Origin of the sequence: Terrabacter sp. MAHUQ-38 (genome assembly GCF_014518425.1) — a bacterium.
In the GTDB taxonomy this organism is placed as follows: domain Bacteria; phylum Actinomycetota; class Actinomycetes; order Actinomycetales; family Dermatophilaceae; genus Terrabacter.
On the sequence record NZ_JACVCU010000001.1, the window covers coordinates 990,023 to 1,012,949 of the forward strand.

A 22,927-nucleotide genomic window follows, 5' to 3' on the forward strand; every position below is an offset into this window, starting at 1 on the left:
ACATCCGCATCGAGCGCTCGACGCGAGTTCACGCAGAGCCCTGCGGTGCCTGTGCACTGAGTCGTCCGGCGATGCAGCATGGTCGTCGAACGGCTGCGTCACCTGATAACCCGATGCACAGGCAACGGCGCGCCCTCCCGATCCGCGCCCGCGCACGCGGCAGCACTGCTTTCATGGAGGTATGCGGCCCGCTGGAGTCGCCGACATGGGCGCCCCCCGAGCCGGCATCGGTGCCGGCATGGGTGCCGGCATCGTGGTCCGGGGAGACTCGGTCGCGCGCGCCGGCGACGCCGTCCGCCGTCTCCTCGGCGCGCCGAACGGCCACGCGGTCGTCCTCGTGCGCCTCTCGCCGCCCACGCCGGTCTCCGCGGCCGTGGTCGACGTCGTCGTCGACGTCCTCGTCGAGGCCGGCTGCACGGTAGCGGTCGGGACCATGCTTGCCGGCCGGGAGCGCGACCGCGGCCACCGGTCCGTCGGTGCCCTGGCGCACGCCGCGGGCCTCACCGGCCACACCGGCCGTGGTCGGCCGTATGCCGTCGTCGACCTCGCCGACGACCTCGTCCCCGCCCGCCTGCCGCCCACGAGCGTCCTCGCCGAACACGTCGTGTCGCGCGCCTGGCTCGACGCCGACACGCGGGTCGTCATCGGACGTGCGGTCACCGACCTGACGGACACGTATGCCGGGTGCCTCGACACGCTGCTGCGCGTCGTCCCGGAGGTGCCGGGCTGCGAGCCGGCCGACGTCGCGGGCGACCTTCTGCGCCACGTCCCTCCGCAGCTGGCCGTGGTGGACGCGGTGAAGAGCAGCGTCGGCGCCGACGGCAACCGCATCCTCGAACCACGCGACACGGACACCGTTGTCGTCACGACGGATCCGCTCCTGGCCGATGTCACGCTGGCGGCGCTCCTCGGCGTCGACCGCGCCACGTCCCGGCTCGTCGCGCGAGTCGTCGCAGCGCGTGGCGAGACGATGCTCGGCGACCTACGAGGCGACCTACAAGGCGACGTGGAAGGCGACCTCCGACCCTTCGACGACATCGACCGCCCGCACCCCGTCACGACCCGGGCAGCGCAACGCCTCGCGAGGGACCCTCGTCTCGCACGCGTGGTCAGTGCGGCGACCGGCGGCCCCGACGCAGGCACGGTCCCGGCCGACCCGGTCCTCGCCGGGATCCGCCCCCTCCTCACCGAGGCCGTCCGCGCCGCGAGCGACCCGGTCGGCCAGGCCGGCCTCGTCGGGCTCCTCGGCGTCGCCGGTGCGCTGACCGACGGTGGACACGCGTGGGCGGCAACCATGGACAAGGCCAAGATCGACCGGCGCATCGTCCCGCTCGGCTTCGACCCCGCAGAGCATCCCGACGAGGACTACGACGACCTGCCGCGCCTGCTGGCCGCCGTCGACGCGGCCGTCGACGCCCTTCCTCGTCCTGACCACCCGGACGGCCTGCGCTGGTGCCTCGTCGACCGGGCCACCGTCTTCGAGATGAGCCGGGTCGTGGGGGCGGACTTCGACGCGTGGGTGGAGCGCGTCGACGTGGCCGCCGGCATCAGCCTGATGGCCGACTACGTCGGCGGACGGCGGGTGGTCGTGGGGGAGGACGAGTCCGGTCGGCTGCGCCAGGCCGAGCGCAACCTCTACCTCCCGCAGCCCAACTATGTCGCGGCCTGGGGTGGCGAGCCCATCGACGTCTGCAAGATCGAGCTCGTCGAGCGTGGACCCGACCGCCACCGCCTGCTGTGGCGCACCGTGCGGAGCCCGAACCGCTCCGCCGTGCACGACGACGGCACTCTCACGTTCGCGCGCACCGACACCGCAGCCACGGCGGGGGGCACGCTGGTGACGATCCGGGGGCGCCAGCTCTTCGCCCTGCCGCCGGTCCTCGAGGCGGCCGACCTACCGTCGCTGCCCGAGCTGCACGTGCCCCTGCTCGAGGAGGCGTACCGCCGCTTCTTCACCTCGACCTTCGACAACCTCGAGGCCTGCTTCGAGGGCCGCGAGTTCCGCATCGGCCGGCCGCCGCCCGAACCCGACGAGCCGCTGCTCACCGAGTCGGTGCGGCTCGTCCTCGATGCCCTGGTCTCGCGCTTCGGCGCCGACCGCGAACGTCCTGCAGCGCGGGCGGCGCGGGGCGGGGCGGACAGCGACCCCGAACCCGGCCTCGACGCCCACGGCTTCCGCCACGTCAGGGGCCCGCGATGAGGGTCGCCGTCACCGGTGCGACGGGGCTCGTCGGGCACCACGTCGTCGCCGCGGCGCTGGCTGCCGGGCACGACGCCGTGGCCGTGACGCGGCTCGGCCGCCGGGTGCCCGACCGCCTGCGGGCGCTCGGGCCGGTCACGAGCGTGGCTGCCGAGCTGACCGACCGGACCGCGCTCACGCGCGCGCTCGACGGCGTCGACGCTGTCATCCACAGCGCCGCCGTCTACTCCTACCAGTCGGCGGCGCGAGAGCTCGCCGACGTCAACGTCACGGGCACACGGCACGTCCTCGAGGCGGCAGCCGCCGCCGGCGTGACCCGCGCGGTCGTGACGAGCTCGGCCGTCACGTGCGGCTCGAGCGTGGAACCGAGGTCCCTGACGGAGAGCGACCACCTGGGTTCGGAGCCCGCGCCGGCGTACTACACGAGCAAGGTGCTCCAGGAACGCGAGGCGCTCGACGTCGCCGGGCGCACCGGCCTCGAGGTGGTGCTGGCCCTGCCGACGGTCGTGCTCGGGGGTCCCTTCGACCGTCTCGGCCCCAGCAACGCGATCGTGCTGCGCTACCTCCTGGACCCCAGCCGGAGCACCTTCCCCGGGGGCTGCAACGTCGTCGACGCGCGCGACGTCGGCGCCGGGCACGTGACCCTGCTCGAACGCGGCGAGCCCGGTGAGCGCTACCTCCTCGGCGGCGACGACGTCCCGTGGCGGACCCTGCACTCCCTCGTCGGCGAGCTGGCCGGCGTCGGTCGGCCGGCAGCCGAGCTCCCCGCCGGGGTCGCCTGGCTGGCCGCCGCCGCTGCGGAGGGGTGGGCGCGGGTCACCTCGACGACGCCGCTCTCCACGCGCGAGGAGGCGAGCACCGTCGGGCGGTACTACTGGTACTCCTCCGGGCGTGCGCACGCCCTCGGGTATGCGCCGCGCCCCGCTCGACAGGCCGTCGCCTCCTCTCTCGCGTGGCTGGCGATCAGCCCCGACCTGCCGCGCGTCGTGCGCGAGACGCTGCGGCTCGGCCCGGAGGTGCGGGCCGAGCGCCCGCTGCAACCGCGACCCCTGGTCGACGAGGTCAGCCCTCGACCACGACCACCACGTCCAGCACGGTCTCGACCCCGCCCGTCACCTCGATGATGCCGGTGTAGCGCTCGCCCGGTCTGACGACCTCGGGGGTCAGGTGCACCTCGAGCTGCACGTCGTGCTCCGTCGCGGCCGGGATCGTCACCCCCTCGGGGTCGACCCGCAGGTCGAGGCTGACGTGGCGGCCCGTGTCCGGCTGCAACCGCCCCGGCGAGAGCAGCACGCGTCGGGCACGGGCGTGGGTGTTGGCGAGGGTGATGGTCCCGGTGACCGTGTCGCCGGCCGCGCCGCGGAGGGTGACCGACGCCCGCTGGTCGCCGAAGCCGGCCCCCAGGGTCACGTCCCTGTCGTCGTCCGCGACGACGACAGGGACGGCGGCAGGGACGGCGGCAGCATCGGCGTCGGCGCCCGCGGGGCGTCGCACCGGTCGCGCTCGCGACGCAGCCTGCGTGTCGCTGATGACCTGCGCCATGCTCCTGCTGCCGATGGCGACGAGGTTGCCGGCCACGTCGAGTCCCAGGGCGCCGACCTCCTTCCAGTAGTGCACCCCCTCACGGGCCACCGCCTCGAGCCACGCCCGACCGGCCGCCGTCGCGTCGACCTCGGACGACAGCGTCGCCCTGCCGAGCTCGAGGGACTGTCGGGCGAAGCTCGCCTGGGCCGCCATCGCCTGGCGGGCCAGCTCGGTGATCCGGGCCAGCATCTCGTCGCTGGCCTTGTCGTTGCTCTTGTCGTTGCCCATGTCGTTCGTGTGCTCGGCCATCAGTGCTCTCCTGGCTGGGGGTCGGGGTCGGGGCTCACGAGGTAGGAGTGGTGGAAGCCGAGCCTCGGGTCGGACCGCTCCGGGATGGTGCCGTCGATCTCGCCGAGCTCCGGCATGACGATGCGGTCACGCAGCTCGAGCGAGGGGTAGTCGTAGACGCTGATGTGGTTCTGGCCGCGGTTCGCCGTGAAGAGCAGCGTCTGGTCGGCTGACAGCTGCGAGGCGTAGATGCCGTCGATGAGCGAGCCGCGGCTCACCCGGAACGACTCGGCGAACAGGTTCGCGTTCGTGGCGAGGTTGGCCCGCATGAGGCTCTCGCCGACCGTCGTGAGCGACTGCCGCGGGTACGCCCACGTCTCGAGGCTGCCCGGGTGCTCGTCGATGATCCGGTGCCGGGTCATCGTCTCGAGGTCGACGAGGACGACGGTGTGGCTGCCACCGGTGCAGAAGATCAGCTCGGTGTCGGAGATGGTCACGTCGGAGTTGATGTGCGCCGGCACGTCACGGTCGGCGACCCAGTGGCGCAGTACCTGACCGTGCTCGGCGTCGATCTCGAACGCGTACTGCCGCAGCCACGCCATTCCCCAGTGGGCGTAGTCGGTCCGGTCGGCGGGATGGACCCGGAAGGAGATCGCGTAGAAGACGTCGAGCACCGGGTGGCAGACGACGTGCCAGCAGGTCGTGGGCAGCGTCACGGTGCGCGCCTCGCCCGACAGCGTGTCGAGGATGCCGACCTCCCGGGCCTCGCCGCGGACCGGGTGGTCCATGCCGCCGTAGACGATGTAGCGCCCCGAGGCCGTCTGCTTCATCGCGTGCGGGACCTTGAGTCCGTGGGGTGCGAGGACCTCGGCCTTGGTGAGGCGGTTGACGTCGAACGTCCACAGGTGCTCGCCGATCGCGGTGACGAACCGCGTGTCGTCGAGCCACACGACGTGCGTGCTGCCCTTGATGGTCGTGTCGGGCACCTCGAAGCGCAGCGTGGAGACCCGGTCGACCTCCTCGAGGGTGGTGAGGTCGTAGAAGAGCAGGTGCTGACCGGTGTTGCCCAGGAAGCCGATCCGCCGGCTCGGGTCGACGCTGGGGGCGTGGCCTCCCGAGGCCCCGGTGAAGTAGGTCGCCTTGTACGAGTGGTCGCCGCTGGCCGGGTCGTAGCGGAAGAGGCACACGCCCGCCCGGCCCTCGAGTCCGTTCAGGCCGTTCCCGTCGAGGGCGACGTGGAACGCGTAGGGATACTCACGCAAGGGCAGCCCCGACCGCGTCGTGTCCGCGCCGGCGCCATGCGGTCTCGCCGGTCCTTCAGGCTAGCGCCGGCGGTGGGATCGCTGTCGCGAAAACGAGATTCGGGAGAGTTCGGGCGTTTGCCCCACGCACCGGGACGTTCACCGTGCGGGTCCCCGTAGGCTCGGCCCGTGCCGGGGAGCCGAGTGGCGAGGACGATGCGAGGGCTCGCCCTCGCCTGCCATCCCGGGCCCACCGCCGCCGTCACGGTCCTCACCGCGCTGCTGGCCTGGTCGGCCGGCCACACGCCGCCGCGCGGCGCCCTCGTCACGGCGGCGGTCCTCACGGGCCAGCTGTCGATCGGCTGGTCCAACGACCTCGTCGACGCCCGGCGCGACCGCGCCGTCGGCCGCCTCGACAAGCCGATCGCCCGCGATGAGGTCTCTGCAGAGACCGTTCGCGCCGCGACGGGCACGGCCCTGCTCGCCTGTGTCGTCCTGTCGCTCGCCTGCGGCCCACTGGCGGCTGTGGTGCACCTGTTCCTCGGAGTGGCGTGGGGCTGGGCCTACAACCTCTGGTTCAAGCGCACCGACCTGTCCCCGCTGCCGTATGCCGTCGCGTTCGCGGCGCTGCCCGCCGTCGTCACGCTCGCCCTGCCCACCCCCAGCTGGCCGGCTCCGTGGGTCCTGCTGACCGGCGCCCTGCTCGGGGTCGGCGCGCACCTGCTCAACACGCTGCCGGACCTCGCCGACGACGAGGCGACGGGCATCCGCGGACTCCCGCACCGGCTCGGGGCACGACGCGTCCGGTGGCTGGCACCCGCGGTGCTGCTCCTCGGGACGGTCGTGGCGGCATACGGCCCAGGCATGGACGCGTCCGGCTGGGCGCTGCTGCTCGCGTGCCTCGTCCTGGCCGTCGTCGCGGTGACGACGCGCGGCCGCCTGCCGTTCGTCGCAGCGATCGGCATCGCGCTCGCGAACGTCCTCGCCCTCGTGGTGCGCGCGTGAGCCGCTTAGGCTGAGCCGGTGAGCCACCTAGCGGCCGTCCGCGGAGTCCTGCCTGACCACACCTACAGCCAGGCCGACATCACGGAGGCCTTCGCCGACGTGCTGGGCTCGACCGGCTCGGAGCGCGCCCTCCTCGAACGGTTCCACGAGAACGCCGGCGTCAGCCAGCGCCACCTCGCCCTGCCGCTCGAGCGGTACTGGCAGCTGGCCGACTTCGGCGCCGCCAACGACGAGTTCATCCGCGTCGCCACCGAGATCGGCTCCCACGCCGTCACGAAGGCTCTCGCGGCGGCCGGCCTCACGCCCCGCGACGTGGACCTCATCGTCTCGACGACGATCACCGGCCTCGCCGTCCCGTCCGTCGAGGCGCGGGTCGCCGCGGAGATCGGCCTGCGCGACGACGTCAAACGCGTCCCCCTCGTCGGCCTCGGCTGCGTCGCGGGCGCGGCCGGCGTCGCGCGCGTCCACGACTACCTGCTCGGGCACCCCGACGACGTCGCCGTGCTCCTGTCCGTCGAGCTGTGCAGCCTCACGGTCCAGCGCGACGACACCTCCGTCGCCAACCTCGTGGCCAGCGGGCTCTTCGGTGACGGTGCCGCAGCGGTCGTCATGGTCGGCGCGAACCGCGCCTCGGCGCTGGCTCCCGCGCAGCCGCACGTCGTCGCGACCCGCAGCCGGCTCTACCCCGAGACCGAGCGCGCCATGGGCTGGGACGTCGGCGCGACGGGCCTGCGCATCGTCCTCGGTGCCGAGGTGCCCGACCTCGTGCGCGCCAACGTCCGCGACGACGTCGACAACTTCCTCGGCAGCCAGGGCCTCACCCGCGCCGACATCGGCTGGTGGGTCGCCCACCCCGGCGGCCCCAAGGTGCTCGAGGCGATGCAGGACGCTCTCGAGGTCGAGCGCGAGGCCCTCGGCGTGACGTGGCGCTCACTCGACCAGATCGGCAACCTCAGCTCCGCCTCCGTGCTCCACGTGCTCGCCGACACCCTCGCCGACCATGCTCCCGAGCCCGGCTCGTGGGGCATCCTCCTGGCGATGGGCCCGGGCTTCTGCCTCGAGCTCGTCCTGCTCCGAGCGGCCGAGTGAGCGACCGAGTGAGCGACCGAGTGAGCGACCGATGACCTCCCAGTGGCTCTTCACGGGCCTCGTGCTCCTCGCCGGGCTCGAACGCTTCGCCGAGCTCGTCGTCTCGATCCGCCATGCCGCCTGGGCCTTCTCCAGCGGCGGGGTCGAGCGCGGCCAGTCCCACTACCCGTTCATGGTCGCGCTGCACACGGGCCTGCTGGCCGGCGCGGTCGCGGAGGTCTGGCTCGCCGACCGCCCGTTCGTGCCGGCGCTGGGCTGGGTCATGCTCGCCCTGGTCGTGGCGAGCCAGGCGCTGCGCTGGTGGTGCATCCGGACCCTCGGCAACCAGTGGAACACTCGCGTCATCGTCGTGCCGGGCCTCTCACTCGTGCGTCGCGGCCCCTACCGGGTCATCCCGCACCCGAACTACGTCGCCGTCGTCGTCGAGGGGCTCGCCCTGCCGCTCGTGCACACCGCGTGGGTGACCGCCCTCGTCTTCACCGTCGTCAACGCCGTGCTGCTCACCGTCCGCATCCGCGTCGAGAACGCGGCCCTGCGCGAGATCGCGTCTCCCACGTGAACGCCGAGGTCGTCGTCATCGGGGGAGGGCCCGTCGGGCTCGCGGCCGCGCTGTATGCCGTCCGCTCCGGACTCGCTCCCGTCGTCCTCGAGCCCCGGGTCGGCGCCATCGACAAGGCGTGCGGCGAGGGCCTCATGCCGGGCGGCCTCCAGGCGCTGGCCGAGCTTGGCGTCGACCCGCCCGGCCACGACCTGCGCGGCATCCGCTACGTGTCGCGCGGCCGCGTCGCCGAAGCCGACTTCACCGCCGGCCTCGGCCGCGGCGTGCGCCGCACCACCCTGCACGAGGCCCTTCGGGCGGCCGTCGACGCCGCCGGCGTCGAGGTGCTGCCGTTCGGAGCGGCCGACGTGATCCAGGGAGACACCACCGTCACCGTCTCGACGGACGACGCCGGCCGACCCGGCCCGACGCTCTCTGCAGCCTGGGCCGTCGCGGCCGACGGCCTGCACTCGCCGACCCGGCGCTCGCTCGGGCTCGACCGCGACCACGGCACGGTCCGGAACCTCCCCACCGGTGGACGGTCCGGTGACCGGACCGCCGACGCCCGACCACAGCGCCGCTACGGGCTGCGCCAGCACTACGGCATACGGCCGTGGAGCGACCACGTGGAGGTCCACTGGGCAGCTGCGGGCGAGGCGTACGTGACGCCGGTCGCCGCTGACCTCGTGGGTGTGGCCGTGCTCAGCCGGCACCGGAACTCCTTGTCCGACAGCCTCGCCGAGTTCCCGCAGCTGCGCGAACGGCTCGGCGGCGCACCTGTCGTCACCTCGGTGCGCGGCGCCGGCCCCCTGCGCCAGCGCACGACGAGGCGGGTCGCCGGACGCGTGCTCCTCGCCGGCGACGCGAGCGGCTACGTCGACGCCCTGACCGGAGAGGGGATCTCGCTGGGTCTTGCGCACGCGCGGGCCGCCGTCGCGGCCATCACGGCCGGTGACCCCGAGTCCTACGAACGCTCGTGGCGCGCCGCCACCCGGCGCTACGCCCTCCTGACGCACACCCTCCTCAAGGTGACGAGACCGGCCTGGGGTCGGCGCCTCCTCGTGCCCGCCGCGGCGACCCTGCCGCCCGTCTTCCGCGGGGCGGTCAACGAGCTCGCGAGGCCCGGACGATGAGCGAGGAGCTCGTCGTCCTCGTCTCCGCGGAGGGGCGCGCCATCGGCACCGCGCCGAAGGCGACGGTGCACCACTCCGACACCCCGCTGCACCTCGCGTTCTCCGTCTACCTCTTCGACGACGCGGGCAGCCTGCTCATGACCCGCCGGGCGGCCGACAAGGGGACCTTCCCCGGCGTCTGGACCAACTCGGCGTGCGGCCACCCCGCTCCCGGCGAGCCGCTCCACGAGGCCGTCCGCCGACGCGTACGCGACGAGCTGGGTGTGGAGACGCTCGACCTGCGGCTCATCCTGCCGCGCTTCTCCTACCGCGCGGAGCAGGACGGCGTCGTCGAGTGGGAGCTGTGCCCGGTGCTCGTCGGTCGGGTCGCCGGCACGGCACCGACGATCGCACCCGACCCGGCCGAGGTCGGCGAGTCGGCATGGGTCGAGTGGTCCCCGTTCGCGGCGGGCGTGCTGGCGGGTCGTCGCACCGTCTCGACGTGGTGCCGCGAGCAGGTCGCCGAGCTCGACGCCATCGGTCCGCGCCCGGGCGCGTGGCCGACCGCGGCCGCCGCCGACCTGCCGGAGGCACTGCCGCGCTGAGCCGAGTACACGACGAGAAGGGTGGGTAGGTGAAGAACGTGGTCGCACGTCTCATTCCCGACGTCAGCATCGCCCGACGGCGCCATGCCGCCGAGCCACCGAGCCTGCCCACTCCTCCGAGCCGCGCTGCCGGGGTCGCGCTGGCTGCCGTGCTGGGCACCGTCGCGCGGATCACCCGCCGCAGACCCCTGCACGCGGTCGGCCGCACGTGGGACGCGGTGCTGCGCGTCGACGCCCCGGCGCCGGACCTCGGGGTGCCCCTGCTCGAGGAGCGCGGCGTGCATGCGTGCACGTTCCGCGTGTCCCGCGCCCTCAGCACCCGCCCCGGGTGGTGGGACATCGGCGGCGTCGCGATCCGGGTGCCCGGGGCGGGGGCGGTCGGACGTCCCGCCGACCTGCTCTTCGCGACCACCGGCACTGGGCGGGTCACCAGGCACCTGCTGCGACCCGTGCGCTTCGCGACCGAGCAGTCGCTCACCACGCTGCTCCCGACCCGCGCAGCAGGCCACTCGGTCGTCCTGCTCCTGCAGCCGACGGCTCCCGACGACGAACCGCGCGAGTACGAGCTCGCCGTCTCGGTCGACGGCGCTCCGTGGCGCGTCGCCGGACTCGTGCAGCTGCAGCGCGAGCTGCCCGCCGCCGACACCAGGTTCGATCCGATCGTCAACGAGCTCGACGGCACGAGCGCGCCGCCGTGGGTCGTCGCGATCCGGGAGCCGGCCTACCGGTGGGCGCGGCGCCTCGGCCGCCGCACCCCGAGCCGCGAGGCCTGAGCGGTTCAGAGGAGCTCGTCGGCCGCGGCCTTGACCTCGCCCCACGCGCACCCGGCTGCGAGAGCTTCGCGCGTCGCCTCGGTCGCCGCCATGACGGGGTCCGGCCTGAGCGCCGCGATCACGGCCGCCACCGCACGCGCCTCGACGCATACCGGATGCCGCTGCAGCTGGGCTGGGGAGGACGACGACGGGTCGGCGCCGAGCTGGGCGGCGCACGCGGACTCGAGCTCGCGCTCGAGCTCCCAGAGGCGGACGAGCTCGGCGATCTCCGTCGGCCGGTCGAGCCCACGCTGCGCGATGTCGAGGGCGACGTGGTCCCGGACCCCGGTCACCGAGCACGCGAGCCGCGCGATGCGGAAGGCATAGCGGCGGGCCCGACCCGGCTGGGACCGCTTGATCCGCCGGCGCGGGTCCGGCTCGCCGGTCTGCCCGTCCTCAGCGGTCACCGTGCGCCTCTTCCGTCTCGGGTCCGCTCCAGCGAGAAGCATTCCCCCGGCCCATACCCGTTCGGCCTCCCCGGGGTGCGCGGCGCCCGCGCTCAGGCCACGGGAAGGCGTTCGCGGAGGAAGTCCACGGTCCTCGTCCACGCGAGGACCGACGCCGCGGGGTGGTGCAACGGCAGGTCGTCGTTGTCGAACGCGTGGTCGGCGCCGGCGTACGTCAGGAAGACCGTGTCGGGCTGCTGCGACAGGGACGCCTCGATGCGCCGCACGGTGTCGGTGTCGATGTACGAGTCGGCGAGCCCGAAGTGGTGCAGGCTCGGCGCGGTGACGGTCATGAGGTCGTGGAGGCCGGGCAGCGCGGACCCGTAGTAGCTGACGAGGGCGTCGAGCGGGGCGGACCCACGGGACTCGAGATGCGCGGCGAGGTTGTAGCCGAGGCCGCCGCCGAGGCAGAAGCCGACCGCGCCGACACCGTCGGTGACCTCGTCGCGCTCGCGCAGCCACTCGACGGTCGCGGCGGAGTCGGTCACGGCGGCCTGCCAGTCCAGGCGCTGGACCAGACCCATGCCCTGCTGCAGGGCGTCCTCCCCCTCGATGGGCGAGGTGACACCCAGCCGCCAGAAGATCTCGGGGGCGACGACGACGTAGCCCAGCTCGGCGAGCTGGGCCGCGCGGCGCTGGATGTAGCCGCTCACGCCGAAGATCTCCTGGAGCACGACGATCCCCGGACCGAGACCGCTCGGCGGGAGCCACAGGTGGGCGGGCATCTCGCCGGCATCGGTCGGGATCGTCACGTGTTCCGTCATGACGCCCAGTATGGGCGAGGCTCAGCGGGTGGGCCGCAGCTGACGCAGGCGTGCCTCGTACAGCTGGACCCGCTGCACGAGCGCGTCATGCTCTCGCTCGTGCCCGCGCAGCACAGCGACGAGGACGATGCTGACGACGACCGTCGCCCCGCCCAGACCCCACAGTGCGAGCAGGCCTGTGCCGGACGCGGCACGCCCGGTGACGAGCAGGCCGACGATGCCGGCGACGAGCAGGACGCCCGTCACGCCGAGCCCCGCGACTCGCCGCGAGGCCGCCCGGTCGGACGTCTCGAGGGACTCCAGGGCGATGGCTCGCTCCTCGCGGGCGACCCGTCGGTCGAGGTAGGTGGCGGCCGGGAACCGGTGGACCCGGCGGCCCTGCCCCAGTCCGAACCGGCGCCGGTAGTCGGCGGGCGAGTCGAAGAGGTGGGGCAGGACCGGCGAGGTCAGCACGGTGAGCGGGGTGGGTGCAGCCAGGGTGGTCATGACAGCTCCTTCGTCGGGGCAGGTGGCCGGGTCAGGCGTCCGAGCCGTCGCGCAGCCGGGCGCCGAGGGCGTACGCGGCGACGACGAGCGCGGCCGCAGCCAGGACGATGTCCTTGAGGACGTACTGGCCCATGAGCGAGGGGCCGTGCGGGAAGAGCTCGGCGGTGAAGAGCGCGAGCGGCGCCGTGATGCCGGTCAGCGCGCCGCCGAGGACGAGCACACCGACGCGGAGGAACCTGCCGGTGACGAGCGTGAGGCCGATGACGGTCTCGGTGACGGCCGTGAGCAGCACCGCGTTGTGGCCCGAGACGAGCCCGAGGGTCAGACGGTCGATCGTCGCCGAGGCGATGGCCTCCGCCGGGCTGAGGCCGGGGACGAACTTGATGACGCCGAAGCCGAGGAAGACCAGCCCGAGGCTGATCCGCAGGGCGTGCAGGCTGTAGGCGACGAGGAACGCCTGGAGGCGGTCGACGGCCGCGGTGGCCTTCACCGTCAGGGACTGGGCGGGCGCGTCGAGGACGAGCTGGGACATGGTGGATTCTCCTTGAGGTCGATGTGTCGAGTCCTCAGAAGGAGTGCGCCGCCCACAGATACGAGCCGGGCGGTGTTTGAGTCGACGTACCTAGACCAAAGACCAACCGTCCGGGGCAAATCGGACGCTCGCGATCGTCAGCCTGAATTCGCTTGACAGCAGGGTTGATTCACGCGGGGGGCGCGTCACCAGTTGAGGAGCGTCCGGTCCTGCTTGTCGCGGAAGGTGCCGACGAGGATGAGGATCAGGTCGACCAGGGTCCAGATGCCCAGGCCGCCGAAGGTCAGCACCTGGACGATGCCGGTGCCGACCTTGCCGACGTAGAACCGGTGCACGCCGAGCCAGCCGACGAAGAAGCACAGCAGTGCTGCCGCCAACCGGGAGCGGTCACTGACCGGGTAGCCGTTCGCGTCATGGGTCGCGGGGACGAACGCAACGGTCAGCGGGGGAGCGGCGGCCGCCGGAGGCAGCTGGGGCCCGACCTGGTCGGTCCATGCGTTGCCGTCCCAGTAGCGCGACTGCTGCGCATCCGCGGGGTCGGGGTACCACCCGGCCGGGATCTCGCGTGGGGCGGGCTGCTGGCTCATGACGACCTCCGAGGACCTGCCAGTCGTCGTGCGGACCGGCGCTGGCACCAGCATGGAGTATGCCGGGTGGCCGGCACAGCAGGCACACACCCGTTTCGGGGCTGTACTTTTCTGCAGGTCCGGTCGGGGACAAACGTCATGGCCCGGGGGCGAGGCCGCGCCCTACGGTGGTCGCGTGACCACGAACCGCAGCCGGGCCGAGCGCTGGATCGCCCCGCGCCACACGGCATACGTGGTGCTCGGTGGGGTCGTCGCCGCGCTCGCGGCACCCGTCGTGTGGACGCTGATCGGTCTGGCGACGGGGCTGGTCGTCGTCGTGGTCGGGGTGGCGCTGCTCGGGCTGCTCCTCGTGCTCTCCGAGGGCCTGAGCCGGTGGCACCGGGCGCGCGCGGAGGCCCTGCTAGGGGTCGTCGTCGAGCCGCCCATCGAGCCTGCCGCCGGCGGCTGGCGGGAGTGGCTCGCGCGGCTGGGGCGGGCGACGACGTGGCGCCAGCTGACCTACCACGCGTTCGTCGCGCCCACGGTCCTCGCGCTGTCGGCCGCGCTCGTCGCCTTCTGCTGGGGTGGCGGCCTCGTGCTCGCGTCGTCGCCGCTGTGGCTGCGGGTCAGTCCCGACATCGCCACCACGGGTGGCACCGTCCGGGGCGTCGGGCAGATCTGGGGCGAGGCGGTCTTCGGCGTCGGCTGTGTCCTCGTCGCGCCGTGGCTCGCACGGCGGCTCGCCGTCCTCGACCTCGCGATCATGCGGCCGATGCTCGGTGAGACGCGCGGCGAGCAGCTGAGCCCGCGAGTCACCGCCCTCGAGCAGACCCGCGCCGGAGTCATCGACGCGGCCGACGCCGAGCGCCGCCGCATCGAGCGTGACCTGCACGACGGCGCCCAGCAACGGCTCACCTCCCTGGCGCTCAACCTCGGCATGGCCCGCTCGACCCTCGCCGCCGACGCCCCACCCGAGGCCCGGCGTGCCATCGAGGAGGCGCACGACGAGGCCAAGCAGGCGCTCGCCGAGCTGCGCGGCTTCGTCCGCGGGCTGCACCCCGCGGTCCTCGACGAGCGCGGCCTCGACGCAGCCCTCTCCGGCATCGTCGCCCGCTCGCCCGTGCCGACGAGCCTGCACGTCCTCCTCGCGCAGCGGCCCCCGCGGACCCTCGAGGCCGTCGCGTACTTCGTCGTGTCCGAGGCGCTGACCAACGTCGCGAAGCACTCCGGTGCGACGTCGGCCGCGGTGCGTGTCACGTCCGACGCCCAGCGGCTCGTCGTCGAGGTCACCGACAACGGGCACGGCGGCGCGGCCGCCGGCTCCGGCACGGGCCTCACCGGGCTCACGAACCGCGTCGCTGCCGTCGACGGCAGCCTTGCCGTCACGAGCCCCGCAGGCGGACCCACCGTGCTCAGGGCGGAGCTGCCATGCGGGTCGTGATCGCCGAGGACTCGATCCTGCTGCGGGACGGGCTGATCCGTCTGCTCGCCGCCAACGGCATCGAGGTCGTCGAGGCCGTCGGTGACGCCGAGGCCGCTCTCGTCGCGGTCGAGCGCCACCAGCCGGACCTCGCCCTGCTCGACGTGCGGATGCCGCCGACGCACACCGACGAGGGACTGCACGCGGCGCTCGTCATCCGTGCCCAGTGGCCCGACGTCGCGCTCCTCATCCTCAGCCAGTACGTCGAGGAGCGTTACGCCGCAGACCTGCTCGCCAGCACGACCTCGTCCGTTGGCTACCTGCTCAAGGACCGCGTGGCCGACGTCGGCGAGTTCGTCGAGTCCCTCCGCCGGGTCGCTGACGGCGGCACGGCGCTCGACCCGGAGGTCGTCGCGCAGCTGCTGCTGAGGCGCGACAAGAGCCCACTGCACCGGCTGACCGACCGCGAGCGCGAGACCCTCTCGCTCATGGCCGAGGGCCGGTCGAACACCGGCATCGCCCGCGCGCTGCACGTCAGCGAGAGCGCGATCGCCAAGCACGTCAACGCCATCTTCACCAAGCTCGACATGCCCACGACGGCCGGCGACCACCGCCGCGTCCTCGCCGTCCTGCAGTACCTCTCGGAATAGGGGATCCACGATGAGCCACCACGAGCCCACCTCGACACCGGGTACGCCCGGCCCGCGACCCACCGCGCCTGCCGGACCGCCCGTGCCCGACGACCGCATCCACGGCGACACGCTGCACGGCGACGGCCCCTACGGCGACTCGTGGCTGCGCCCGACCCTGACGGCGCCGCGCGCCGAGGCGCCGGCCGAGGTCGCAGCGGACGGGGGCCGGCCCCAGCCGCCGTCGGTCCGTCGGTCCTGGCTCGTCGCGGGACTCGGCGCGACGCTGCTGCTCTCGAGCGGGTTCGGTGTGCTGTCCTGGGACTCGCTGACCGGCGGCCTCTGGCGCGACGTCGACCAGCAGCACACGTACTCCCGGCCGACGGGCGCGCTCACGATCGAGGGCGGCGCGAACGACATCGAGGTCATCGGCGGCGGTGAGCCGGGCAAGGTCCAGGTCTCGAGACACCTGTCGTGGGGACCGGGATCGAGCGAACCGACCGCGGGCGAGGAGCTCGTCGGCTCGACCCTGACCCTCGACGCCGACTGCAACGGCTTCCTCGGGTGGTGCTCGGTCGACTACGTCATCACGGTGCCCGGTTCGACGGACGTCGCCGTCCACAACGGGTCGGGCGACACCACGCTCACCGGTTCGTTCGGGGGCCTCACGCTCGAGGTCGGGTCCGGTGACGTCGAGGCGGCGAACCTCGACGCCGAGACCGTCGCCGGCGAGGTCGGTAGCGGCGACATCGACCTCGAGCTCGCCACCGCGGTCCCCTCGGTACAGCTCACTGCCCGCTCGGGCGACGTCAGCATCGCCGTGCCACCGGGAGCTGACTATGCGGTGACGACTGACACCGGCTCCGGCGACGAGCAGGTCTCGATCGCGACCGACCCGTCGAGCACCAACCGGATGCTCGTCAACACGGGCTCCGGCGACATCGACGTGGACTACCGCTGACCCGCCGCTGAACCTGTCGTCGGGCACACACGACGAAGCCGTATGCCGCCGAAGGAATTCGGCGGCATACGGCCCCGGGGGTGCGCCGGCTCAGCTGGGGTTGCCGGCGGGGGACTCGTCGTCGAAGGCGCTGTGCTTGTCGTCGGGGACGGAGGACGCGGAGGACGCCGAGGACGCGGAGGACGCCGAGGACGCGGAGGACCCGGCCCCGGTGGGGGACGCCGTCGTCGCGTCGTGCTTCTCGACAAGCTTGTCGATGCCCTTGTCGACCGAGGCGCGGACCTTGGTGAGGGTGTCGGCGTGCTTGCCGCCGGTCCGCTCCTCGATCCTGGCCTCCGCCTTGTCGAGGGCGCTGTCGACCTTGCCCCGGTTCTCGTGGGCGTAGCCGGCAGCCAGCGACATCGCGGCCTTGGCCAGCTCGACCACGGCATCGCCGAAGTCCTTGGCCTTCTCCTGGAGGTGGACCTCGTCCGCCTTGTGCTTCAGCTGCTCACCGAATGACACGGTGTCTCCTCATCTGCATCGGCCCGACCCACTCGTCAGGCTCACTGCATCCACTCTCATCCCAGGCGGCCACCTGCCACAACCCGGGTCGACCCCGATTCGACCCCGAGTGACCCCGACCGGCTGCGACGACCGTCAGTCGGGGAGCAGCTCCCAGTGCAGGCCGTCGCCCCAGCCGCCGCTCGACAGCCGGTCGACGGCGTGCTCGCGCCCGAAGACGACGAAGCCCGCCGCGCGGAGCACCGCGTTGCTCGCCTCGTTGTCCGCGGCGGTCTCGGCGACGAGGCGACGCAGGCCGAGCCCGCCCTCGCTCGTCGGCGCCAGCGCGTGCCCGACCGCGAGCCGCGCGGCCTCCTTGGCGGCGCCGCGGCCGCGGGCGCTCGGGAAGAACTGGTAGCCGAGCTCGGCCACGTCACTCACGGGTCCGCCGCGGCTGAAGACCGTGACCCCTCCGAGCGCACGATCGGTCTCGAGGTCGGCGACACACCAGTCGATGCCCGTGCCCTCGGCCATCCGCTCCTCACGGTTGCGGACCCACGTCGGGAACGTCTCGCGGCGCAGGATCGACCGGGACGGCATCCAGTGCTCGGGGTCGTCGTCGCGCGGCTCGACCGCGTCGACGTCGTCGAGGCGCCACGGGCGCAGCCGTACGTGCTCGCCCTCGATCGGGACCGCCGTGAGCCACGGCGTCTGCGGGGTCAGCGGCTCGCCGGGGGTGATGCTGGCGGTCCACGTGTCGAGGGCCTCGGGGCCGCCGTCGGGGTCGGGGTGGCTGCCCGGGATCGTGCCGTGGAAGGTGAAGCCCGCCGCCCACGCCGCCCGCCGGGATCCCCAGTTGCCGGCGACCGCGCGCCAGTGCACCCGGGTGACCGGGGCGCCCCACACGGGTGTGGCGAACGCGTACGCCACGACCAGCCGGACCGCGCGCGCCATGACACCCCGGCCGCGGGCGTCGGGGTGAAGCCCGAACCCCAGCTCACCGGCCGAGGGCGCCCCGGTCGGGCGCAGGTCGATCGTGCCGCCGTAGCGCGGCGTGCCGTCGTCGTCGGTCCACTCGATCGCCCACGTGCGCTTCGCGTCGGCCGAGCCCCAGGCCTTCAGGTTGTCCTCGATGAACCAGACGGCGTTCTCGCGCGTGTAGGGCCGCGGGACGGTCGTCCATCGCAGGCTCTCGGCGTCGTTGCTCTGCTCGGCGATCGCGTCGGCGTCCTCGAGGGAGTGCGCCCGAAGGGTGACGACGCCGTCCGACAGGGGCGTCACCGAGAGGTCAGCGGGGTCGGCAGCGTCGGCAGGCTCGGCGTCGGCGTCGGCAGGCTCGGCGTCGGCGTCGGCGTGGTGCGTGGGGGTCGATGAGGTCGCGTTCACGGCGTCAGCCTGCCAGCCGGGACGTGGCGACGTCAGCCAGATTTGTGCGGCCGGGCCCGGAGGGCTCCGGGGGCCACGGTCGACGTCCCCGGACGAGAAAGACCGGGAGCCAGCATGCTGGCTCCCGGTCCGTTGGCCCGCTTCCCCTCCACAGGCTGCGTACCGGCCTCTACCGTACCCAATGCGACCTCGGGACGAACACGCGTCATGCGACGCGAGACGCAGGGCGCCTGCGGAGGGGCCGAGGACGGTCGTCCTCGGCCCCCGGACCGTGTGTGCGGCCGGTGTCCCGCTCAGGCGGGGTTCGTCACCGACACCGTGAGGTCGGTGCCGGCGTCACCCGTCACCGTGACCTTCACGCCGTGTCCGGCGACCTTCACGCTGTTCTGCGGGTTGGTGCTGCTCCAGTAGGCGTCCTTCTCGGTGTCGTCGAACGTCGGCATACCGGCCGTCGACGGTGCGCACGCCGCGACGGTCTCGACCGTCTGCGACTTGCCCTTGCCCGAGAGCACCTGCTTGTGCAGGCACGTGGCGTCGGTCGCCTCGAGGCCGAAGGTCGCGTCGAACGGCTGGCGCCGGTTGCTCGGAGCCGACCCGTCGGGATACGTGAACTTCGCGGGGCGCGCGTCGACCGGCAGGGCGAGACCGCTGCCCGGGTGCACCGACGTGTTGTTGTCCTCGACCGAGTGGTCGACGTACCAGACGAGCATGCCGTTCTGGAAACGGAAGAACTCCACCCAGTCGGGGCGCGTGTACGCCTCGCTGAACTGGTACGGGCCCTGGGCCAGCGTCTGGTCGTAGCCGACGTACTCGCGGTTCTCGAGCAGGTAGTAGTTCTCGAACGAGCCGGTCTCGGTGCCGGTGCTGATCTTCCACAGGCCGGTGGCGCTCCAGCCGTCGGCGCCCGACTCGACGTCGTCGGTCAGCAGCGTCGTGCCGCCCGACCTGACCACGATGTCGTCGATGAAGGCTCCGGCGAGATGCACCCCGCCGTCGGTCTGGTAGCGCAGACGGAACATCGACGGACCGTTCGCGGCGTACGACCAGCGCAACGACGTCCACTTCCCGGAGGAGTCGCCGTCGACGGCCTGACCGGCCCGGTGCCACGTGGCGCCCTTGTCGAGCGAGTACTCGGCGTAGAGGTAGTCGAAGCCGGCCTCGATCTCGTACCACGCCTTGGCCTGGACGGTGACCCGGCCGGCCGACGGCACCGAGCGCGTCAGCGTCTCGTTGAGGTCGTCCGCGCTTCCCGTCCACCAGGAGTGCGTGCCCGACACCGGTGTCGTGTAGGCCTTCTCGACGGTCTTCGCCGGAAGGTCCACCTTGACGGCCTGGTCCTTGCCGTCGACGTGCAGCTGCGCCGGGTTCAGCGTGTAGCTGCCCGAACCGCCGGCGGCAACCGTGGAGTGGTCGAGCCAGCCGAGGAAGAGCTTCTCCTCCGGCCCCATGAGGCCCGGGGTCGTGCCGATGCCCTCGTTGGCGGCGGCGCCGTGACCCAGCCACGAGCCCGAGCTCATGAGCGTCCAGAACGCCGTGCCGTTCTCACCGCCCGCCGTGTCGTAGTAGTCGGGCAGGCCGAGGTCGTGTCCGAACTCGTGCGAGAAGACGCCGAGGCCGCCGTTCTCCGGCTCGGTCGTGTAGTCGCCGAACCAGTACTTCGACTGGCCGATGCGGCTGCCACCCATGAAGTTGTCCTTGCCGTCGAGGACCGGGCCGGTGAGGCCGAAGTCGTCGCCGTTGACGTACCAGCGGTGCGACCAGATGGCGTCCTCGCCCTGCGCGCCGCCACCGGCGTCCTCGCCCTGGCCCGCGTGCACCGCCTGGAAGTGGTCGATGTAGCCGTCGGCCTCGTCGAAGTTGCCGTCGTGGTCCCAGTCGTAGCGGTCCCAGACGTCGAACTGCGCGAGGTACGCGTCGATCTCGGCGGGGGTCTTGCCGGCCGCGACCTGCGAGTCGTACCAGGCGTTGCCCGTGTCGGAGATGAACTGCCATGAGCCGCCGAAGTCCTCGACGGCGTTGTCGCCGTAGTAGGACTCGTTGTAGGGCACCTTGACCCAGTCGGAGACGGTGTTGACGACGGAGTACTGCCCGTTCGAGAGGGCCTCGTAGTAGCCCTTCATCGACTCGCCGGCGCCGTTGAAGAGGCCCTCGTAGTACGCCGTGTCGTAGTCGGGTGCCCAGGTCGTCGAGTTGTCCTTGGTGCGGTCCGGCTTCGGGATCTCGTTGTGCAGCGGCCCGGGGACGGTCCCGAACCGACCCGCGCTCTGGTCGCCGAACTCGCTGAGGATGGTGAAGATCTTGTCGGTCTTCACGGTCTCGACCTCGACCGACTTGCCGTCGGCGAGCTCGACGACACCGTCGGAGCTCACGGAGGCCTGACCCTTCGACACGAGGTCGATGGCGGCCTTGCGCTGGGCGACCCAGGTCTTCGTCAGGGGCCCGGGGCGGTTGTCGGGCCGCGCGCTCCTGCCCGTTCCGCTCGCTGCGGCGGCGGTGGTGACGGCGCCGGCGGCGCTCGGTGCCGCCGGCGCTGCGGCGGTGGTGACGGCGCCTGCCGGTCCGGCTGCGGCCGCAATGACTGCGGCGACGGCCGATCCGACGAGCGCCGTGGTGGCAGCTCTGTTCACGATGGTCCTTCCATGCGAATCAGGGGGCCGGTCGGCCTCTCCTCCCCCGAGAAGGGTCCGGTCCGTCGCACCTGTCCTGACGAGGGGCCAGTCGCGAGTCTTGCACCCGTTCGGGCCTCGTTGGGGCTTTCGGGGGTCCGAATCTGGACGGGCACCGGAGAATCTGCGGCAGGTCGCTAGGTTGGGGCGGTGCAGACGGACGAGGTGCTGGGCCTCCTGAAGGACGTGGCCGACGAGGTCATCAACCCGCGCTTCCGGGCTCTCGCCGCGGGCGAGATCCACGAGAAGCGCCCCGGCGACCTCGTCACCGACGCGGACCGCGAGGCCGAGGTCCTCATCACCGCGGCGATCAACGCGGCCCACCCCGAGGCGGTCGTGCTCGGCGAAGAGGCCTTCGCCACCGACCCCGACCTCCTGACGCGCTACGCCGCCGCCGACCACGCGTTCACCGTGGACCCCGTCGACGGCACGAAGAACTTCGTCCACGGTTCGAAGGACCACGCGGTCATGGTGAGCGAGACCCGCGACGGCGAGGCGGTCCGGGCGTGGATCTGGCAGCCGCAGCACGAGCTCGCCTACGTCGCCGAGCGCGGCGCCGGCACCTACCGCCACGACGCCGAGGGGTCGCGCCGGCTGACCGTCCCCGCACCGCCCAGCGGCGGCCTCCGGGGTCGCACCTCACGCCGCGCCTGGATCGGCCAGGCGCTCGAGGGCCTGGAGCCGATGGCACTGACGTGGGTGTCGTGCGGCATCGACTACCCCAAGCTCGTCGAGGGTGCGGCCGACTACATCCTCTACGCGCGCGCTGCCCCGTGGGACCACGTGCCCGGTTCGCTCCTGCTCGCCGAGGCCGGTGGCGCGCTGGGCACGACTGCGGGGCAGGCCTACTCGCCGCGCGACCTCGCGCCGCCCGGGCTCGTCGCCGCCGGCAGCCACACGGCATACGAGCAGGTATGCCGTGCGCTCGCCTCGAGCGCCCACCTTCGCTGAGCGCCCTGGTGCAGCAATGAGGTCCGCGGGTGCGGCCGGCCCGTCCACCGCGCACACGGTGCTCGCCGGGGTCGTGTGCGGGCTGGTCGGCTTCACGAGCTCCTTCGCGGTCGTCCTGACGGGTCTCCAGGCGGTCGGCGCCAGCCCGGAGCAGGCCGCGTCGGGCCTCCTCGTGCTGTGCGTGACGATGGGCCTCGGTTGCGTGCTGTTCTCGTGGCGGCTGCGGATGCCGGTCACGATGGCCTGGTCGACACCGGGTGCGGCCCTGCTCGCGGCCGCCACCGTGCCGGCGGGTGGATTCGCCTCTGCCGTAGGCGCATTCGTGCTGTGCGGCGTGCTGCTCGCGCTGTGCGGACTGGTGCGACCGCTCGAACGGCTCGTCGAGGCGATCCCGACCCCGCTCGCGAGCGCGATGCTCGCCGGCGTGCTGCTGACGCTCTGCGCCGCGCCCTTCCGGGCCGTCGTGGCCGCGCCCGCCGCGATCGCCCCCGTCATGGTGACGTGGCTCGTGCTCGTCGCGGTCGCCCGCCGCTGGGCCGTCATCGGCGCCCTCGTCGCGGCCGTCGTGGTCATGGCCGTGCAGGGCGTCTTCGGCCGGCTCGACCTGTCCGCGGCCGCACCGGCGGTCGTGCCGGTCGCCCCGGTGTGGGACGTCACGACTCTCGTCGCGATCGGGCTGCCGCTGTTCGTCGTCACGATGACGAGCCAGAACATCCCCGGCATGGCGGTGCTGGCGTCGTTCGGTTACCGGCCCGGCATCCGGGGGCCGCTGCTCTACACGGGCGGCGCGACCGTGGCCGGAGCGTTCGGGGGCGCGCACGCGGTCAACCTCGCCGCCATCTCCGCGGCCCTCGCAGCCGGGCCCGAGGCACACCCGGACCGCGGCCGTCGGTGGGTCGCCGGCGTCTCGTGCGGCGTCACCTACCTCGCGTTCGGGCCTCTCGCAGGTCTCGTCACGGCCGTGGCTCGCTCGGCACCCGACGGCCTCATCGAGACGATCGCGGGGCTGGCGCTGCTCGGCACGTTCGCCGCTTCAGCGGCCGCGGCACTCGCCGACACACACGCCCGCGAGGCCGGTGCGGTCACGCTCATCGTCGCCGCGTCCGGTGTCACGGTCGCCGGCGTGGGCGCGGCCTTCTGGGGCCTGCTCGCCGGCGTCGTCGTCCTCGTGTCCCTGCGCCTCGCCAGGACCCGCCGCCTCCCTCGCCCCACCCCCTGACGGC

The 22,927-nt window shown here is 73.0% G+C and carries 23 protein-coding genes; 13 read left to right on the top strand and 10 right to left on the bottom strand.

Going from position 1 to position 22,927, the window contains the following annotated elements; genetic code table 11:
• Positions 1-205 precede the first annotated feature (205 nt).
• Both H9I49_RS04615 and H9I49_RS04620 read left to right on the top strand, forming a co-directional pair.
• Positions 206-2,200, top strand: a complete 1,995-nt coding sequence (locus H9I49_RS04615) for a hypothetical protein (RefSeq protein ID WP_188029112.1) — start codon at positions 206-208, stop codon at positions 2,198-2,200.
• A complete protein-coding gene (locus tag H9I49_RS04620) occupies positions 2,197-3,324 on the top strand; it encodes an NAD-dependent epimerase/dehydratase family protein (RefSeq protein ID WP_188029113.1) in 1,128 nt (375 codons plus the stop codon). The genes H9I49_RS04615 and H9I49_RS04620 overlap by 4 nt, the downstream gene beginning before the upstream one ends.
• On the opposite strand, the gene H9I49_RS04625 is transcribed toward H9I49_RS04620, so the two are convergent.
• Complete coding sequence (locus tag H9I49_RS04625) at positions 3,263-4,033, bottom strand: hypothetical protein (RefSeq protein ID WP_188029114.1); 771 nt, start codon at positions 4,031-4,033, stop codon at positions 3,263-3,265. The genes H9I49_RS04620 and H9I49_RS04625 overlap by 62 nt on opposite strands.
• The gene (locus tag H9I49_RS04630) at positions 4,033-5,274 is read right to left on the bottom strand and encodes a hypothetical protein (protein WP_188029115.1); all 1,242 of its coding nucleotides are present in this window, start codon (positions 5,272-5,274) and stop codon (positions 4,033-4,035) included. Before H9I49_RS04630 ends, H9I49_RS04625 begins: the two co-directional genes overlap by 1 nt.
• Before the next feature lie 168 nt (positions 5,275-5,442).
• On the opposite strand from H9I49_RS04630, the gene H9I49_RS04635 reads away from it, so the two are divergent.
• Genes H9I49_RS04635 through H9I49_RS04660 form a run of 6 tightly spaced genes read left to right on the top strand, consistent with a single transcriptional unit; the run spans position 5,443 to position 10,375 of the window.
• A complete protein-coding gene (locus H9I49_RS04635; protein ID WP_370587426.1) occupies positions 5,443-6,258 on the top strand; it encodes a UbiA family prenyltransferase in 816 nt (271 codons plus the stop codon).
• Positions 6,259-6,276: 18 nt separating this feature from the next.
• Positions 6,277-7,347: a 3-oxoacyl-[acyl-carrier-protein] synthase III C-terminal domain-containing protein gene (locus tag H9I49_RS04640; protein ID WP_188029116.1), complete on the top strand. Its 1,071-nt coding sequence runs from the start codon at positions 6,277-6,279 to the stop codon at positions 7,345-7,347.
• A 31-nt stretch (positions 7,348-7,378) separates the two neighbouring features.
• Positions 7,379-7,906, top strand: coding sequence for an isoprenylcysteine carboxyl methyltransferase family protein (locus H9I49_RS04645; RefSeq protein WP_188029117.1), 528 nt, complete (start codon positions 7,379-7,381; stop codon positions 7,904-7,906).
• Positions 7,903-9,018 (top strand): FAD-dependent monooxygenase, encoded by a 1,116-nt coding sequence (locus H9I49_RS04650; protein ID WP_188029118.1) that lies wholly within the window; start codon positions 7,903-7,905, stop codon positions 9,016-9,018. The genes H9I49_RS04645 and H9I49_RS04650 overlap by 4 nt, the downstream gene beginning before the upstream one ends.
• A complete protein-coding gene (idi, locus tag H9I49_RS04655; RefSeq protein WP_188029119.1) occupies positions 9,015-9,602 on the top strand; it encodes an isopentenyl-diphosphate Delta-isomerase in 588 nt (195 codons plus the stop codon). The genes H9I49_RS04650 and idi overlap by 4 nt, the downstream gene beginning before the upstream one ends.
• A 29-nt stretch (positions 9,603-9,631) precedes the next feature.
• On the top strand, positions 9,632-10,375 hold the full coding sequence (locus H9I49_RS04660; RefSeq protein ID WP_370587427.1) for a phosphodiesterase: 744 nt from the start codon (positions 9,632-9,634) through the stop codon (positions 10,373-10,375).
• A gap of 5 nt (positions 10,376-10,380) precedes the next feature.
• On the opposite strand, the gene H9I49_RS04665 is transcribed toward H9I49_RS04660, so the two are convergent.
• The 5 genes from H9I49_RS04665 to H9I49_RS23710 all read right to left on the bottom strand — a co-directional run bounded on the left by H9I49_RS04665 (position 10,381) and on the right by H9I49_RS23710 (position 13,229).
• The gene (locus tag H9I49_RS04665) at positions 10,381-10,821 is read right to left on the bottom strand and encodes a hypothetical protein (RefSeq protein WP_188029120.1); all 441 of its coding nucleotides are present in this window, start codon (positions 10,819-10,821) and stop codon (positions 10,381-10,383) included.
• Positions 10,822-10,913: 92 nt separating this feature from the next.
• Positions 10,914-11,624, bottom strand: coding sequence for a dienelactone hydrolase family protein (locus H9I49_RS04670; protein WP_188029121.1), 711 nt, complete (start codon positions 11,622-11,624; stop codon positions 10,914-10,916).
• Between the two features lie 21 nt (positions 11,625-11,645).
• Complete coding sequence (locus H9I49_RS04675) at positions 11,646-12,110, bottom strand: hypothetical protein (protein WP_188029122.1); 465 nt, start codon at positions 12,108-12,110, stop codon at positions 11,646-11,648.
• Between the two features lie 31 nt (positions 12,111-12,141).
• On the bottom strand, positions 12,142-12,642 hold the full coding sequence (locus H9I49_RS04680; RefSeq protein ID WP_188029123.1) for a DoxX family membrane protein: 501 nt from the start codon (positions 12,640-12,642) through the stop codon (positions 12,142-12,144).
• Between the two features lie 185 nt (positions 12,643-12,827).
• The gene (locus H9I49_RS23710) at positions 12,828-13,229 is read right to left on the bottom strand and encodes an NINE protein (RefSeq protein WP_188029124.1); all 402 of its coding nucleotides are present in this window, start codon (positions 13,227-13,229) and stop codon (positions 12,828-12,830) included.
• Positions 13,230-13,404: 175 nt separating this feature from the next.
• On the opposite strand from H9I49_RS23710, the gene H9I49_RS04690 reads away from it, so the two are divergent.
• From H9I49_RS04690 to H9I49_RS04700, 3 genes are read left to right on the top strand one after another with little or no spacing between them, the layout of a single operon-like run.
• Complete coding sequence (locus H9I49_RS04690; RefSeq protein ID WP_223128248.1) at positions 13,405-14,649, top strand: sensor domain-containing protein; 1,245 nt, start codon at positions 13,405-13,407, stop codon at positions 14,647-14,649.
• Positions 14,637-15,278 (top strand): response regulator transcription factor, encoded by a 642-nt coding sequence (locus H9I49_RS04695; RefSeq protein ID WP_188029125.1) that lies wholly within the window; start codon positions 14,637-14,639, stop codon positions 15,276-15,278. Before H9I49_RS04690 ends, H9I49_RS04695 begins: the two co-directional genes overlap by 13 nt.
• 10 nt (positions 15,279-15,288) lie before the next feature.
• The gene (locus tag H9I49_RS04700) at positions 15,289-16,218 is read left to right on the top strand and encodes a DUF4097 family beta strand repeat-containing protein (RefSeq protein WP_188029126.1); all 930 of its coding nucleotides are present in this window, start codon (positions 15,289-15,291) and stop codon (positions 16,216-16,218) included.
• Between the two features lie 90 nt (positions 16,219-16,308).
• On the opposite strand, the gene H9I49_RS04705 is transcribed toward H9I49_RS04700, so the two are convergent.
• The 3 genes from H9I49_RS04705 to H9I49_RS04715 form a co-directional block, all read right to left on the bottom strand.
• Positions 16,309-16,722 (bottom strand): antitoxin, encoded by a 414-nt coding sequence (locus H9I49_RS04705; protein WP_188029127.1) that lies wholly within the window; start codon positions 16,720-16,722, stop codon positions 16,309-16,311.
• A gap of 135 nt (positions 16,723-16,857) precedes the next feature.
• Positions 16,858-18,087 (bottom strand): GNAT family N-acetyltransferase, encoded by a 1,230-nt coding sequence (locus H9I49_RS04710; RefSeq protein WP_188029128.1) that lies wholly within the window; start codon positions 18,085-18,087, stop codon positions 16,858-16,860.
• Positions 18,088-18,380: 293 nt separating this feature from the next.
• A complete protein-coding gene (locus H9I49_RS04715; RefSeq protein ID WP_188029129.1) occupies positions 18,381-20,714 on the bottom strand; it encodes an immune inhibitor A domain-containing protein in 2,334 nt (777 codons plus the stop codon).
• Positions 20,715-20,903: 189 nt separating this feature from the next.
• Here H9I49_RS04715 and H9I49_RS04720 point away from each other — a divergent pair, with 189 nt between their 5' ends.
• Both H9I49_RS04720 and H9I49_RS04725 read left to right on the top strand, forming a co-directional pair.
• Positions 20,904-21,704 carry an inositol monophosphatase gene (locus tag H9I49_RS04720; RefSeq protein WP_188029130.1) on the top strand — a complete coding sequence of 267 codons (801 nt, stop codon included), beginning with the start codon at positions 20,904-20,906 and terminating at the stop codon, positions 21,702-21,704.
• Positions 21,705-21,720: 16 nt separating this feature from the next.
• Complete coding sequence (locus H9I49_RS04725) at positions 21,721-22,923, top strand: benzoate/H(+) symporter BenE family transporter (protein WP_188029131.1); 1,203 nt, start codon at positions 21,721-21,723, stop codon at positions 22,921-22,923.
• Positions 22,924-22,927: the final 4 nt, after the last annotated feature.